Source organism: Pedobacter heparinus, from assembly GCF_032678725.1.
GTDB classification, from domain to species: domain Bacteria; phylum Bacteroidota; class Bacteroidia; order Sphingobacteriales; family Sphingobacteriaceae; genus Pedobacter; species Pedobacter heparinus_A.
The window spans coordinates 25,969-42,884 of record NZ_JAVTSC010000022.1 but is presented as its reverse complement, the minus strand read 5'-3'; the positions used below and the strand labels follow the sequence as shown (position 1 = coordinate 42,884).

Here is a 16,916-nt window from a genome sequence, read left to right as displayed (position 1 = left end):
GTTTTTCAGATTAAAAAGTAACATTTGCGCCCAGTACAACAGTTCTGGTTCTTGGATACGGGGAATAATCGAAACCCGGGGTGGTCGAACTGTTCTGCGTAGAAACTTCAGGATCCGGCCCTTTATAATTGGTCCAGGTATACAGGTTCTGCGCCGACACATACAATCTGGCATTTGAAATTTTTACCTTGCTCAATAGCTTACTCGAGAAATTATAGCCAAGGTTTACTGTTTTTAAACGAAGGTAAGAAGCGTCTTCGATGAAGCGGGTACTGTAGTTACGTACCCCAAAAGCATTTACCAAAGGTCTTGGATATTCCGCATCATCATTGTCTACAGTATAGTAATCCGCATATTGGGCAAACATATTTAAGCCCAGATTTCTATTGTCCCCGGTTGTTCCACCCTCCATAACTGTCCTGTTTCCATTGTAAACCTCATTACCATAGCTCCATTGAAAAAATACACCAAGATCAAAGCCTTTATAACTGAAATTATTAGAAATACCACCGATGTGACTTGGATTTGGGTTACCAATGATTGTCAGATCACCTACATCCACAATACCGTCTCCATTCAGGTCTTTAAACTTTACATCACCAGGTTGCACAAGCTGCGTTGCGTTATTAAACACCGGGACATTTGGTTTTATCCTGTAATTGGTAAAAGCTCCGTTATAGCTGACATCAAAATCTTCCAAACGGTACAGACCGTCACTGATGTATCCAAAAAAACGTGCGATCGGCTCGCCAATCTGCGCAATGTATAAAGGATTGGTATAGTTAGAACTAAATCTTGGATTAGAACCCAAAACCCTTTGATTTCGGGCCAGGCCCAAAACTTCATTTCTTGCAAAAGTTATATTTAAACTCGTTGTCCAGCTAAAGTTTTTATTCCTGATGTTATTGGACGTAAAGGAAATCTCAATCCCTTCATTCTGTATATCCCCTATGTTTTCAAGGATACTTCCAAAACCCATATTTGGTGGCAGTTGTGCACCCAAAAGCAGGTTGTAAGTCTTTTTGTTGTAATAGTCAACTTCCAGCGCAAAGCGGTCTTTTAAAAATCCAAGTTCCAGTCCCACATCCAGCATTTTTGCAGTTTCCCATTTCAGATAGGGATTGGCCATGGTAACTGGTGCAGCACCTGGCAGGATTGCATTATTAAATGAAGCCCTGGTGCCGGGAATGGCACTGGTAATCTCCACCCTGGACTGGTATGGATAATCACCCACCCGGTTGTTCCCTCCCAGACCATAACTAACCCTCAATCCCGAATTACTGATCACATTTTCAAGCGGTTTCATAAATGATTCCTGTGAAATGTTCCATTTTAAGGCTGCAGAAGGAAAGTAACCCCATTTATTGGCAGTTGGAAACTTTGACGAACCATCTGCCCGGAAAGTTGCGGTAAAAATATATTTTGATTTGTAGTTATAATCCACACGTCCAAAAAAAGAAGCCAGGTTATTCTGTGACGCGGTTACTGTTGCTGGCAAAATTGTTCCCTCATCAATCCCATTGATCCCCAGACTTTCATTTGGAACTTGTATTGCAGAAAAAAGATTCCGGTCCGACTTTCTCAGCTGGTTACTAAATCCTGCCAGTGCAGTAACTGTATGTACTTTATCGATTGTCTTTTTGTAGCTAAGCGTGTTTACATTTTCAAAACCATACTCCCCGATATCATCAATGCTGCCATTGATGCCGTTGGCTCTGCCCTGAATGGTAAATGGACTGCCCCCCCTGGTAAAACGGTTATTAAAGGCCGTAACTTTCCGGTTAATGACATTGATGTTAAACGTACTTCGCAGTTTAAAATCTTTTAAAAAGGTCACTTCTGCATAGGAATTCGCCAGCAGATTTTTCTCAGTGGAAACATTATCTGAATTCAGGGCAAGCAGATAAGGGTTAATCCTGTCCTGTGCCCTTGGAGAAGCTTCGTCGGCATCCGAGAAATTGTCTTCCAGCTCACTTAAATCGCCGGAAGCATTTACCGGCCTGGAACTCCATATGGAGTTCATCAGGTTAAAATCAGCACTATTGGTACCAGAACCACTTGCATTTGAAGGGATACCAATCGACTGCTGACGCGGGGAATTGCCAAATTGCCTGGTTTGCGAATAATTGGCGGTGATACCGGCCTTAAAGTTTTTGGAAATCTCCTGATCAAGTGTGATCCTGCCTTGGTAGCGCTTAAATCCGCTGGCAACCACCAGACCTGTCTGGTCTACATAATTACCAGAAATATAATAGTTGGTTTTATCTGCCCTCCCAGATAAGGTCAGGTTATGGTTCATGAAAGGCGCCACCTGGAACACTTTATCCTGCCAGTCTATACTTGGCGAATTTCTATAGGATTCCAAAGTTCTGCCATTGGTTAAATAAGCAGCCCTGCCATAGTCCTTGTCAATATCGATCTGTAACCGTACAAAATCATAGGCGTTCATTACTTTCATGGCAGATATATTAGACTGTGTACCCGCGTAAACGTTATAAGCAATTTGTGGTGTTCCGGCCTTGCCCCTTTTGGTAGTGATGAGTACCACACCATTAGCTCCCCTCGATCCATAAATAGCTGTAGAAGAGGCATCTTTCAAGACACTGATCGACTCGATATCGTTCGGACTAATTGTATTCAGGGCATTGCCTTCCTGTGCAAAACCATCTATCACATACAATGGACTGGAACTGTTGGTAATAGAACCTGTACCGCGCACCTGAATATCAGATACTGCACCTGGCTGTCCATCGGGCGATATGATCTGCACCCCGGCAACACGTCCGGCCAATGCCTCGTCAACTGAAGCAACAGGCGCTTTATTGACATCTTCCATATTCACTACGCCAACTGCTCCGGTCAGATCAGGTTTCTTTACTGAGCCATAACCAATAACAATTACCTCGTTCAGCGCGCTGTTGTCTTCCTTGAGACTTACATTTACAGCGGTTTTGCCCCCTAAAGCAACTTCCTGTGAAACAAACCCGATATACGAGATCACCAGTACCGCAGCATTATTACCGGCAGGTAGCCTGAGGCTAAATTTTCCATCAGCTAAAGTAGAGGTTCCAGCCGTACTGCTTTTTACTTTAATACTTACACCCGGCATGCCCTTCCCTTCCGAGTCTATCACTACGCCTGTGATCACCTTTTCCTGGGCAAAAGTGTTTAGGGATAAAAGTTGTAAAAAGACGAGCAACGAAAATAACAGCCTGCCAGGTTTTATTTTGCAGGTGTAATTCCTGATACGATAACTTGTCGTACAAAATTGAGTAAAACTTTGTTTCATGAATATTTGGTTAAAATGAAAAAGTTACATGTCAGTGGCCCCTATTATAACCATCTAACTGACAATATATTTAAAGACAAACAGAACTGCATCTTATACTCAGGATTTTAATCTTTTATATAAAAAACTTTTGCAGCACCATTTACCTGGAAATTAATCTATTATTTTTTGAACTGCAACAAGCAGCTTTACCGGCCCCAGCAAGCCAGATTCCAATAAAGGGTCTTTCGCATTCAGATTTTTCCAAACGGCAAAAGATTTACGGTCTCCGGGCTTCATCTGGTTTTTCACATACCAGTCTGGCAATTTTTCTATAAACCCATGCACGCTGTATTTATTTTCAGCCGGAAGGTGCTCATCACCGATCAAACGATTATGCCATTGTGTAGTTACTCTTACCGCTATCAGATTCTTTCCAACTTTCAGCACATCAGTAACATCAGCTCTAAATGGTTCTTTCCACAATATGGCTACCTGCTTGCCGTTAACCTGAAGGTCTGCAATAACTTCTACCCTACCCAGGTCTAAAAAGAGTCTTTTTCCCGATCCAAAATCAGCGCTGTTTACAATCAGGACCTTGCTGTAAACCACTGTTCCCGCAAAATGTTTCACATTAAAATCGCTGTGGTCTTTTAAAGAAATCAATTCTGGTAAAGCCAATTGCCTGGCAATACCTGAATTTTCAGGAAACTGAAGGTTCCAGGTACCTGTCAGCACTTCTTCTTTACAATGGTTAACGCTTGCCCATTCTTTTTGCTGCCCATTCTTTTTTACAGAATAGCGCCCGTTTTTCCAAATCAAGGCATTCACTTTGCCAGATGGGTTTTGAAAGAGCTGAACAGGTGGTTCCAGCTGCAACGGTGGCAGTCCTTTTTCAAACATCTTTTTTACATCGGCTGCTGAAAATGAGGTGCTAAACAGCTCAGGTTTCGTATAATTCCCTTCAAAATAGGTGGTATACTGTTCCTGGTCTGCAGGGGTATCAAGCCCGGGGTGAACCAATGCTCCAGAGGATTTTCCTGTCGCAGCCAGTTTTCCATTTACATACAAAGCAGGTATACCACCAGTATAAACCAATGCAAAATGCGTCCAGCCGCTTACAGGATCCTGATAGGTTAATACTTCTCTGGCAGAACCAGATGTCCTTTCATATATCCTTATTGCATTTTGCCCTGCCGATACTGCACAGGCTGCGTGCCCTTTGCCATATATTTTTTCAGCCAGTGGCGCATGGAACAACATGCTTCTGCCGCTGCGGGCAAAGGTATCTGGTTTAATCCAGGCCGCTATGGTAAAAGTATTCATCAACGCCTTATGCAGTTCAGGTTTGGGTAAACCAAAATCCCTGGTCGAAATCAAAACGCTATCGTCCTTTCTAATATCCTCAAACGATGCACCCTTGCTATTTCTAAAAACAATAAACAACGCAGCAGCAGGATCCAGCTCTAATGGTATACGGGTTCGGCCATTTTCGGTATCAAACACAGCCGCAAGATAATAAGTTCCATCCTCGGCATTCCATATTTCCGGGTGCCGGCCCTGTGTTCTCAAACTAACCACCAGTTTTTCCTTTCTGCGCTTGTGGTTACTCAGCAGGTAAAATTCCACATCACCAATGGTTTTATGGATATAGTGTATAGTGGCATCCTGGTTTTCAGCAGTGAATTTAAAATCAGGCGCAATATTCAGTGCTTTAAATAATCCGGCTAAATCGTTATTCCAGATTAGTTTTCCCTTGCCATAAACCTGTTCGGTGTATTTTACCCCATCCAGTGGCCCATACAATTCTTTAACCAGGTCTGTTACTTCACTGTCCTTTCCCTGCAGCCCGTATGCTTTTGCCGGTTTGTTGTTCACTACCAGAATCATGCCCTCTGCAACCAATTGTTTAATTCTTTGCAATGTGGCTGGTAAAATTGCATCTAGCGAAGCCATGATACAGATACGGTAAGTCATACCATCCGGAAGTACGATCTGATTATTTTTGATGCTAAAGCGTTTGTGAAAAGCATCTGCACCAATCACATCCCCCGCATAGCCAAACGGAAGAAATTTATAAATATCCGGGACACCGGACTCTGGCTCATCTCCTTTGAAATAACAGATATCTGCCACGGTTAAACCTTGCTGTAGTAAATATTGTGCGCGCTTCAGATATCCGGTCCATGCGCTGGCCTGTTCCGTCCAGCTGTTGTTACGGTCTATGTGCATGCCAAATGGCCCCATGGTCATCCCGGGGAGACCAGTTGTATAAGGCTGATGTACAAAGGTGTGGAACACCAGCCGGTTTACACCAAGTGTAAAGAAATAATCACCTTCGGCTTTAAGGGAGTAAGGATAATCGGTCCATTTAGACAGTTCCGGCATGGCTGTGTAAGCTTCGGCCGCTACAATCTTCTTTCCGTAAACATGGGCTACAGCAGCTGCCTGTTTGGAAGTGGTGTCGCTGCCGTACATATATCTTGTCCAGAATTCTGACATGGTAATATCCAGGTTGGCGCCAATTTTTAAGCTGTCCAGGTTTCCGTCACCATATGGCTCGGCGTAGAACTCCAATCCCCGCTTATGACTGCATTCCGCATAATATCCATAAAAATTTTCGGCAAGCAGATCAGCCTGGACCTTTCTTACGTCCCATAAAAAACGTTCTGTATCGGAAACGCTTCCTACAATTCGTCCTGTCAAGGCAGGCATCCATTGTTTAATACTATAATTTTTTCTGGATAAAAACTCCTGTGGAAAATCAGCAGTCCAGTTCTGTTTACCAGCTTCCCAGCTATCAACCGTAATTCCCTTCAAGCCCTTGCCAATATTTGGTTTTACCCGACCAATCAATGGATCAAGAAATGCCTTAAAATGAAAATCGAGCGCCTCCTTTCTGAATTTATCGATTTCTAAACCTTTTCCAGCATCTGGATGTGCTGCAGGTTCTTCTCCTGTAGTCGTATGGCCAATGCGAAGTATCGTCCAGTTGCCAGCCGGGGCCTTCCACTTCAGCAAACCATTTTTATCCATTTCAGCAGAAAGGTCAATCACCTGTTCTGGCCGGATGAGCTCGCTTTGATTTACTTCAGGTGTTTCCCCATTGTAATTGCCATGCGTGTTATTGGTTTTCCCTCCCCATCCGCCTAAACGTGGCCCGCTATACAGTTCAATGTCGGAAAGCCATGTGGCAGTATCGGCTCTCAAGCGATAATATTTTGCAGAAACAGCATCAAAACTAAGTGTTGCAGGTGTATCCATTTCCCTTAAAGCCGGGCATTCTACCCGGCCTAATGACCTAAAGTTTATTCCATCTGCGGATGCCGCTAAATGAAAAACCGGAGGATGATCACGTGGGCCGTCAAACAGATCTTCCGGAATCTCAGGCTTTCTTAAAATGCTGATCGCCCTGGCTTCGAAAAATCCTGCAAATTCAAGTAATATTTCTATGCCCCCGTTGGCGGTATAACCTTTTTCCAAACGGATCTTTGTTTCCCGATTACCGTCTGTCAGTATATTTTTGTCAATTTGCTTTCCATTGGCCAGTATGCTTTTTAGTTTATCCTTCATCAAACCTTTTTCAGCTGATAAGGAAGGGTAAGCAATAACCATGGCATCCTGGTAATAGTTGTGTTTGGCATACGGTTTTGCCAGTTCAACTGAAACCTGGCCCTTTACCTGTGTTTCTGTCCATACCAGTTGCTGCATACTCATTTCGGGTGTAACCCAGGGGCCGCCACAGCCCGAATAACCTGGTGAGTTGTGAATTGCAAGCTGCAGCCCAAGCCTTTCCGCTTCCTGAATGGCATGTACAGTGGCAGCCATCCACTCATCTCCCGCATAGTCTACATGGCCTCTGGGTATGCCAACTGCAGAGTTAAAGCAAATTGCCCCCCCAATCCCCATGCGTTTCATTGCTTCCAGATCGAGAGTGATACCTTCTTTGGTGATGTTGCCATTCATCCACATGTAAAATACCCAGGGGCGGGCCGAATCTGGTGGATGGAAGAAGTATTTTTCTATGTCGGCGATGTCCTGTACACCCTGGCCCCCGGAGGCAAACCAGCCGGCCTTCGACAATGCCGGAGCAGCAAAAATACCGGCGGAACTGATCAGTGTATGTTTTAAAAATTTTCTTCTCTGCATGATGTGTGTTTGTCATACACAAGACAACTATTTATGCAATTCATGCTCAAAATAGCGCTATCAGGTAGGTTTTACCTTTAATGGTATCAAATCCGATCTCGAAACCATTATCCACCTTCTTACTCCTACTTTTTACACCCTTAATCCTAAAATTTACAGCTGTTCGAACCACACATTTCTGGCCCTGTAGTGATTTGATGCTTGCAGCATATAACTTTCCACCTTTCCATTTCAGGCCTATTTCAAATGCGCCCCTTGCTTTAAGACCAATGACATCCCCTTCTGCCCAGGCTCCGGGTAAGGCAGGTAATAAATGAATAAAACCCAAATGACTTTGGACCAGCATTTCAGCCATCCCGGCAGTTCCCGCAAAATTGCCGTCGATCTGAAAAGGCGGGTGTGCATCAAAAAAATTAGGATAAGTACCGCCTCCCATTACCCCGCCGCCAGTAGTTTCTACGTAGTTTAACAATTGCCTGATCAGGCTATAAGCATGGTCCCCATCTTGCAATCTGGCCCACCAGTTAATTTTCCAGCCCTTACTCCAACCGGTACCATCATCTCCTCTAATTTCCAGTGTTTTTCTTGCCGCAGCAAAATACGCCGGGGTTAAAGGGGATATCTCGCGCCCCGGATAGAGTCCAAAAAGATGCGAAACATGCCTGTGATGAATATCGGTTTCAGGGAAATCCTTATACCATTCCTGAACCTGTCCTTTACTTCCGATTTTTAAGGGGTATAGTTTCTTTTGCTTTGCAATCAGTAAATCACGAAAAGCGTTATCCGTGCCTAAAACATTTGCAGCTTCAATTACATTTGCAAAAAGATCCCTGATGATGGACATATCCATGGTGGTTGCAACAGATACTGCCTGCTGATTTCCTGCTGCGTCTTTGAACTTGTTTTCAGGAGATGTTGCCGGCGCAGTGACCAGGTACCCATTTTTATCTTCAACAAGCCAGTCCAGTGTAAAACGGGCCGCCTCCTTCATTACAGGATAAGCGCGCGCTGCCAGAAACTTTTTATCACCTGTATATAGGTAATGTTCATACAAATGTTGAGAAAGCCAGTTGCCACCCATTGCCCAGTTTGCCCAAACCGGATCACCTGCACCACGGTCACCTACAGGATTACTTAAAGCCCATAAGTCAGAGTTATGATGTGCTACCCAGCCATTTGCATTGTAAAATTCCTTTGCGGTTACTTTTCCTGTCCTTGCTAAACTTTGTATCCAGCTCAGCAAGGGCTCATGCATTTCCGAAAGATTGGTCAGCTCCGCAGGCCAGTAATTCATCTCCGTATTGATGTTAATCGTATAATTCGAACTCCATGGTGCCCTGAGCTCCTTATTCCAGATTCCCTGAAGATTTGCAGGAGGCCCACCGGGTCGTGATGCGGATATCAGCAGATATCTCCCATATTGAAAATAGAGTGTTTCCAGACCAGGATCATAAACTCCTGAAGCATACCGCTTCAATCGTTCATCTGACGGCAGGTTAACATTTAGATTACCAGCCAGGGTATCTTTAACAGTAAAAGATACCCGATCAAAATATTTTTTAAAATCAGCAACATGCGAATTTAAAAGACCCGGATAGGTTCTTTTTAAGGCATTACGGATTAAATCGCCTGCAAGTTTATTTTCATCCTTTCCCTCTTTATCCGGGCATTTATCAAACCCGTTATAACTGGTTGCCGCTGCTACATACAACAACACTTCGGTAGCCCCCCTTACCAGCAACTGTCCGTCCTGCGTACTTACGCGCCCGCCTTTATTTACTGCCTTAATGCGGTACTGAAACCGCATCCCATTGCAACCTGTAGTGTCTTTATAAACAACAGGCTCCATACCTTTAGGATTATAATAGGAAGGGTTTACACTGGCAGGTGCTTTACCACTTACCACCAGCTCATTTCCTGATTGCAGGGATACACCATATTTCAATAAACTCTTTACGGATAAGGCCAGGTTAAGTTTACCAGTCTTGCTTGCACGGATGCTAACCACCATCAGGTTATCTGGTGCAGAGGTAAAAATCTCACGGGTATATTGTATGCCTTCAATCGTGAAGCGAGTGGTAGCGATCCCGTTCTGCAAATTCAGGTCGCGGTAATAATTACTGGCTTTTAAGCTTCCAAAATCCTGTTTGATCAGGATATCACCCATGGGCAGATAGGATTGGGAGTATAATCCCTGCATTTTTTTTGACAGCAGATTTGCTGCTGTATAATCTTCATTTCCCAGTAAGGCCTCACGTAATTTCGGAAGGTAGTTTTTGGCCTCAGGATTTACCCCTTTTTTTACCGGCCCACCGCTCCACAAGGTACTTTCATTGAGTTGGATCAGTTCTTCTGCTATGCCACCAAAAACCATGGCCCCGATTTTCCCATTTCCAAGAGGTAAAGCTTCTACCCACTTTTCAGCAGGTTTGTTATACCATAATTTTAAATTTCTATTATCCTGAGAAAACCCCGAAAGAACAACAATTGATAAAAAGAAGGTGTAAAATAATTTCATCGGACTATATCTGGGTTTCAATGGTCAATAAGTTATCAATTTTCCTAGTGTTTACCAATATAAAATGTGCGCTCAACTGGCTCCGCTGTTTTTACAGACTGTCCAGCCAGGGGTACAGACATCCCCACAGTTCTTGCCGCCAGTTCCTCATTTCTGCCCCATTGCAAGGCTACAACAGTAACTTTAACAGGATAACGTGCCTTAGGAGGTATTTTTGTTAGCTTCAGACGATTGCCTTGAAGAACAGCCGGTCCTTCTAAAATATAGTATTGTACAGGAAGCCCTTTATCAGATGTTGCATTTAAAGTGATTTCCTTAACGTTAGGCTTAATATTCGGTATTTCCGGAAAATTGATAATCTGGATATTTTTTCCGTTGTTGACCACCGGAATATCCATATCGGCCTGCAGCACTGAGGGCTTATACTGCTCATCGCCGGGATGCGCAAGAGAAAAAATAGCTGTATGTTTATAGTTCGCCGGGACAGTACCTAAACCTGGCTCCAGCATCAGGCGGAAAGTAGTTAATCCGCTTGTTTTATCATATCCCTGCCTTACAAATGGCCCAATTGTTTTATCAATGACAGCTAATTCCGGATTGGAAGGCCTACCAATCTTCGCACCTACCGGCTGCCCGGCCCAGCCTCTTAAGCGGCCACTTACCGCAGGTACTGTATCTAAAAACGAAGACGAAAGCACAAAATCAAGACTATCGTTCAATGGAATAAACTTTAAGGTTACCTGTACATGGTTATTGGTTTGGGTTACTTGCATACCGTTCTGATTGTAAGCTAAAAGGCAGGGGATCTTTTTATAGTAAGCACCCTGATACTCCTCAATCCTTTTGGCCATTTCCTGATCAAAACACCAGAATGATTCTTTCCTGATACCAGTATATGCGGCAACTGTATTAAGGGGATATCGGGGCATTTTATCCTTTTCCCATCGGTCTACCAGCCAACCCGTGTTTATCGGGTCAATAGGTTTTAAAGTTGCCAGTGATTTTTCTGTAGCATCCTTAATCAATCTGTAATGCGCAGCAGTTTTAATATAGTAGGCTATAAAGTCTGTTTTTTTCTGACTCGTAGCAAAATGATATTCCCCGGCACATGGCAGTACGGTTACTGCGGTATGCGGATGTGCCTCCCTCCGGTTAAATATTTTATTGAAATTCGCATTGGGGCTGCTCGCGCCTTCGTATTCTCCAACCGTCATTAATGATGGGATATCATCCACGGTCCGGCCTTCCCAGGTATCCAGGCCAAAAGTGTTGTCAAAATCATACGGATACATTCCACTAACAGAAATGCCGCATAGCGTTCGTTCCGGAAACCAGGCCGAAAAACTGTAGGGAAAATTAGCTGAAGCCGAATGCCCCATAGGTACCATCGGCACAAAATTAAGCTCATGGTATCCTGAACTATCTGCAAGATCCGCAATAAACCGGGTAAAAACTTTACCTGAGCCTTTTGGCACATTAAATAAGATATCAAAAGCAGGTGAAACCCATATGATCCCAAAGCCGATAGTGGTCATTGAATCCCTGAAACTTTTATTTTCAATAATGGATAGTTCCTCCATGTTATTCTGAGCCAGTATCACGCCGCGCAACTTCTTACATTCCGGTGGTATCCATAAAAATGCCCTGGAGGATCCTTTCTTGCTAATCCCTCCTTCAACAGGGACAGACCATTGCCAGGATTGGCTGTATGCTGCTTCATGACAACAGATCATCATGCATAACAATACACTAAAAAAATAATAGACTGGTTTCTTCATTGAACTATTCATTTTAGGTTTCAAATCTATTTCAGTTTGATCTCAATTTCATATCCTGCAGGAAACACAGCACTCATTACTCCTGCCTGTTTATCCACCGTTGTGATCAGTTTACTTGTCCCGGCTGACCCGGTAATATAAAATTCTTTTCCTTGTTTTACAGGAACGGTAATCTTTACAGAACTTGTAGCCGAATAATGCATTACCCCATTGCTCATCATTAAGCAAGCTCCGCCGTTTTTTCCTTCAACTTCAAGGCCATATTTGCCACTTTTTAACAGGTTTCCCTTTCCAAGATAAAGATACTGAAGTCCATTGTTATTTTCGGAGATGACACCTAGTGTTCCCATAAAGCTAACTTGCCCAGGTAAGTTATATTTTTTTGGTGAGACGGAATGCAGGATGATCTGACTTCCAATTCCGGCAGCTTTGTGATTGACCTGTAAGGCAGTTAAATCTTTCTGATCCGATAAAGACTGAATGCCGGTTATGGATTTTGCGCCATCATCATGCGGTTCAAACACCCCTACAAAGGGCTGTTCCCAGCCCTTCACATTGTTTTGCCTCACAATGATGGCATGTGTTGGATCGGGTGCGATATTCACTTTATTGGGTGATACAGCGGCATTCAAATTGGTGTACGGGGCCTGCACACGGATCAGTTCACGCTGCTGTGCTCCTTTCATCCACATGTCCATGACCAGCGCCGGTTTAACCGAACTGATGATCCAGGAAGCATTGATGTCCTCGCTTATCATCGTTGCTTCCGGTTTTTTGAAATAGCTGTAAGCAGCATTGTAAACCGTATCCAGATCAGGTATCTTTTTTAAGATCAAAGGTTTGTTATCATTTCCATATAGCTTTAATACCTTGCCAAGGTTGTGGTACAGATAATCATTGTTCTGCTGGCCGGAGCGAAAAATGTCTACATAATATCCTGTGTTTGTTCCTGTCCGGATCATGGCAACCGTTCTCCTTTTTTCTGCAGCAGAAACATCTGCAAAGGAACAAAAAGAGGACAGTGCTGTCGAATTGGTAAAAGCTGTTGAATCTATAAAGGGTTCTACCGCATTAACTGTAATGGGCCCTGCGGTATAACCGGGCAATATGGTATTGCTTCCTGTTGCGCTCTGGTGATAGTTATAATCGGGTGTCCAATAGGAAGTATATCCGGAGGCATCTGGGGCCAGGGCCCAGCCTTTTCCATACAGTTGCAATGCCAGTCCATTGGGCGACATGTGTTTCTGTTTGGCATAGCCCCCATAAAGTGTGAACATCAGTGCATTGGTACTGTCGTTTCCATTCTTTTGTATCAGGTGACGATGAACAGGCGAATAAGCTGTTCGTGCATAGCTCAAAGCCTTACCTGAAACTGGAATTCTTGCCACATTGAAACAAAGGTTCTTCCAGTCCCCATCTGCCCGATTATATTGTCCTGCCACTATCCCCTGCTGTAAAGCAGCAGCAGCCAGGTTTACGTTTTGCTGATCATTTGTCCATTGGTAATAGGTAAGCAGGTTTTCAAAACGACCGTAATCTCCAGGGCCACCTCTTCCGTCACCAAAGTTAACCAGGTTACCACGGGCATCCAGCCAGGGGAAAATAGACAAAGCGGCCTTTTGCATCATGGGGTTGCCACTGATGGTGTTTAACCCGCTTTTATACAGGGGAAGCGCCATTTTTAGTAAAGAGCTGATGGTGCCCGAAGCATATCCGGGAGATTCCGGCCACAACCCTGTTACCGGATCATAAGCAGCTAAAATATCAGGAAGTGCATCGTGGTAAGGTGTCGATTCAGTAGTATAATATTTCAGGTAATAGGCTTTGCCTTTTCCGTCCGCATAACTGCTGTTTGCATCCAAAGTAAGTATGGCAGGCATGATCATTTCCCAGCCATTCACATTCCAGTTTCCTTTCTTCCCACCCCTCACCATACCAATCTCAATAAAACGTTTAAATACCGCAGCGGCTACTTCATCATAACTTTTGCCTGTAGCTGCAACGGCCGGAGCATTGTGTTTTTTCAGGTAATCCGCCATAAAATCATATACCACAGCGGTATGTGTAGACAGGTCATCATGAATTTGTTCATAGTCATAATAGCCCAGGATCCCGCCTGGTTCGTATCCACCCGGCCCCCCAGAAGATTTTCCCGGATCGAGAATAGGGTTCATGTAATAGGTTCCGATCAGCCAGGTATTGAAAATATCTGCCGCAAATTTTGCATATTTTTCTTCAGCGGTAATCCAGTAAACGAATGCAGCTTTTTCGGCCAGTGTCAGGATTTCGTTGTTGTTTCCCCTGATCATATGCCCACTTTTTTTGTAAGGTACCAGTACCACCCCTTTCTCAGGATTTGCCCTGCTGATCCCTTTCATATCCCCGGTTTCGTTGTAGGGTTTCCTGTCTTCCAGCGGAACGTTCAGGTACTCATTCCATACCCGCATACCAGGCATTCTTACGGTTGGCACCGGCGCATTGCCTGTTCCATAATCCCAGTTCTGCTCCCTGAGATAACATTGTGTATAGTGTTCACCCTTCTTCCAGTACATCGCCAGGCGTGAAGTGATCCATTTGGGGTCTTGCTGGTGACGATTCACATATTTATCTATGCCGTCCAGTATTTTTTTCCAGGATCCGGCAGCCCAGGCTTCTGTTTTAATCTTTTGCTGAATTGCTGCCTTGTCCCCTTCAACTGCATAGATAGACGGACGCGCAGATTGCGCCAGCGTATTAGCAGCATGCCCTATCGCGTATGCAAAAACAAAGCAAAACAGACTTATTTTAAAGTAGGTTATTTTCATATTATTTTTTAACAAATACCAGTGTACTGAAAGGTGATACGGTCAGCTTACCGGCAGTAATTATTTTTTTTGTTTTAAGGTTTATCGCATTTTTAAATCCTTCCGGGATGATCAGTCCGAAACTTTTGTGCTTAGTTGTATTCATTGCAATCAGGTATTTGCCATATTCCATACTGTAAAAGCTTGCTTTACCCGCATAAACGTTTTCGTCACCAGGCTTAAATTTCACGCCACCGGGAATTTTAGCTATAGGCAACTCCTCTCCCGTATGGGCTGATGCTATGCCTTTATAAAACTCACGCCCACCCTGAAAGCCTAAATTAACCCAATTCTGGCGTATATAGGTCATCCCGGAAGGTTCAAATTCCGAATGTATATAAATATTGGACAACCTGTCGATGGTTGGTGTGATGTAATGTACTTTAGCCAAACGGTTAATGGCATTGCGTGCTCTCCAGTATAAAGAAGCGTATAACCGTTCATTACCGTTCTTAATCGCCACTACTCCGTCTTCCTCATCAGAAAAAATGAAATCCGGCATGTTGTCTGCCATAGGCAGGCTCACTTTTTGGACTTTCTGCTTTTTGATCAACTCATATTCATCTGGTATGTTCAGCAAACTTTTGGTTACCCTTATTCCTTTCAGGTCCATTTTGTCCTGTAAAATCTTAAAGAACTGGTTGTCGGCTATCATTTGCTGGGCAATGCCTACCATCTGCGGATCCAGTGTTGCCGCAGCTGTCATTAATGGTGTAGCATCCCATGCAATCCCCCTATCGCCATAAATTACGTCGCCAGGATAATGACTGCCATCTCTCCATCCAATAACAGCTTCAATGCGCATGGCTTTAAAACCATCCGGATCCAGTGCAGGATACCTGAAATAACTCCGGGCATTTGCCATCTTTAACAATTGCTTTTTTATCTCCGGATCGCCAGAACCAGGAACACCGTGCTTACCAGTAGTTTTATACATATCTACTATCCAATCCAGCACCTCACCATAGTAACCTACATAACCCAGTTCTTTTGTTAAACCCTTTTCTGTAAGCTGCCAGTAATTATCACCCAGGTTACGTTCCGGCCCTGTCGGAGTTTCTTTTCCCAGCCAGGGTTTCAAACCAACTGATTCGTGCAGATAGCCAAGTGTTTTTTCCTCCGGGAGCGCTTTTGCCGGATCCAGTAATTGTAAGGCCCTGTTGCAATCGTAAAGAAACATATCAATGATCATCGACTGATTGGTGTAGTGACGCCGGTGCGTTGCACTGTGTTTGATCCCTTCATCCATCAGGATTGACCAGGCCTTACGGTGACTGATCTGATTTCCTTTTCCATCGTCAACTGTCTGGTCAAGCATGGGTTTTAGTTCTGGCCAGAGTTGAACAATGGCCCTTCCTATTGGCCCTGTTACCAGCCAATCTCCATTATATATGGTTTGATCCGTATAAATTAATTTCGGATCATCTAAAAACTTTTTATAGTGTTCATCCATCCCTCTGGCGATTTTGGCAACCACCTCCGGGTTGTGGTAGGCAACGGTCCATTTTACTTCATAGGCGGGAGCCAGGAACATGATCTCATGCTGATTTAAGGCCCTGGTAAGTTTAAAGATATCCATCAGCTCCTTATTTACACGGTTCTTCAGTACTGTAAGCATTTCTTCACCAGGACCTTTACGTAAAGGGGGATTGCTTATCGCCTTTCCTTGTACCTCATCTTTCGGTGGTTCGATCATGGTGCTGGTATGTGTATAGGCTTTATAGAACCCTAAACTGGGCTTTGTCATATTCCTTTGGTATTGGGCAAAAGTATAGCCATAGCCCCAGATGTCTCCGTAAGAACGGAGTTCCAGATCCATCTGCGTTTTACCTGTAGTTTGCTGAAGGGGAATAGGAATGGTCACATAAAAGAACCGTTCATCAAAAGCTGGCTGTCCATTACCCAGCCAAAGCAGGTCAATGTCTCCCAGATGACGGTAGCCCACCTGTTTACCTTCTGCGAAAAGCATGATCATTGACTTATCCCGATCAGATCCCCAGAATTTCACCGTAAAATAGTTTTGCTTAACCGGGTCAACTGCCATTTTAAAAGCTATAGTTCCTCCTTCAAATGTAGGCGTTTGCATGGGCAGCAACACCCTGGCAGGCTCGTTTAGCCCAGCTGTAATGACTTTACTGTCTCTGCTGTTCAAAGCATGCTGTTGTTCAGATGCTGCTTTACCAAAACTCAGGATATCTTTTATGCCGTCCTGTGCTTTGGTTAAATTGGCAATAAGTAAAAATGAAAGGCAAAGTGCTGCCCCTGAGGTGCACTTTTTGACTGTTTGAAATCTGTTCATTTGTGTGTTTTAAATCAGTAATCCCGCTAATCCAACCCTTTAAGAAAGGACAGTAAAAAAC

6 protein-coding genes are annotated in these 16,916 nt (G+C 43.9%); all 6 read right to left on the bottom strand.

The features are described 5' to 3' along the window. Positions 1-10: 10 nt before the first annotated feature. The 6 genes from R2Q85_RS23405 to R2Q85_RS23380 all read right to left on the bottom strand — a co-directional run bounded on the left by R2Q85_RS23405 (position 11) and on the right by R2Q85_RS23380 (position 16,855). Positions 11-3,289 (bottom strand): TonB-dependent receptor, encoded by a 3,279-nt coding sequence (locus R2Q85_RS23405; RefSeq protein ID WP_316814234.1) that lies wholly within the window; start codon positions 3,287-3,289, stop codon positions 11-13. 153 nt (positions 3,290-3,442) lie between these two features. Then, entirely contained in the window at positions 3,443-7,417 is a 3,975-nt protein-coding gene (locus R2Q85_RS23400) for a glycosyl hydrolase (RefSeq protein ID WP_316814233.1), read from the bottom strand. Positions 7,418-7,463: 46 nt separating this feature from the next. Beyond that, the gene (locus tag R2Q85_RS23395; RefSeq protein WP_316814232.1) at positions 7,464-9,935 is read right to left on the bottom strand and encodes a glycoside hydrolase family 95 protein; all 2,472 of its coding nucleotides are present in this window, start codon (positions 9,933-9,935) and stop codon (positions 7,464-7,466) included. 44 nt (positions 9,936-9,979) lie between these two features. Next, positions 9,980-11,713: a hypothetical protein gene (locus R2Q85_RS23390; protein WP_316814231.1), complete on the bottom strand. Its 1,734-nt coding sequence runs from the start codon at positions 11,711-11,713 to the stop codon at positions 9,980-9,982. 26 nt (positions 11,714-11,739) lie between these two features. Next, positions 11,740-14,517: a hypothetical protein gene (locus tag R2Q85_RS23385; protein WP_316814230.1), complete on the bottom strand. Its 2,778-nt coding sequence runs from the start codon at positions 14,515-14,517 to the stop codon at positions 11,740-11,742. Position 14,518: 1 nt separating this feature from the next. Continuing rightward, positions 14,519-16,855, bottom strand: a complete 2,337-nt coding sequence (locus tag R2Q85_RS23380; RefSeq protein ID WP_316814229.1) for a hypothetical protein — start codon at positions 16,853-16,855, stop codon at positions 14,519-14,521. Positions 16,856-16,916 lie beyond the last annotated feature (61 nt).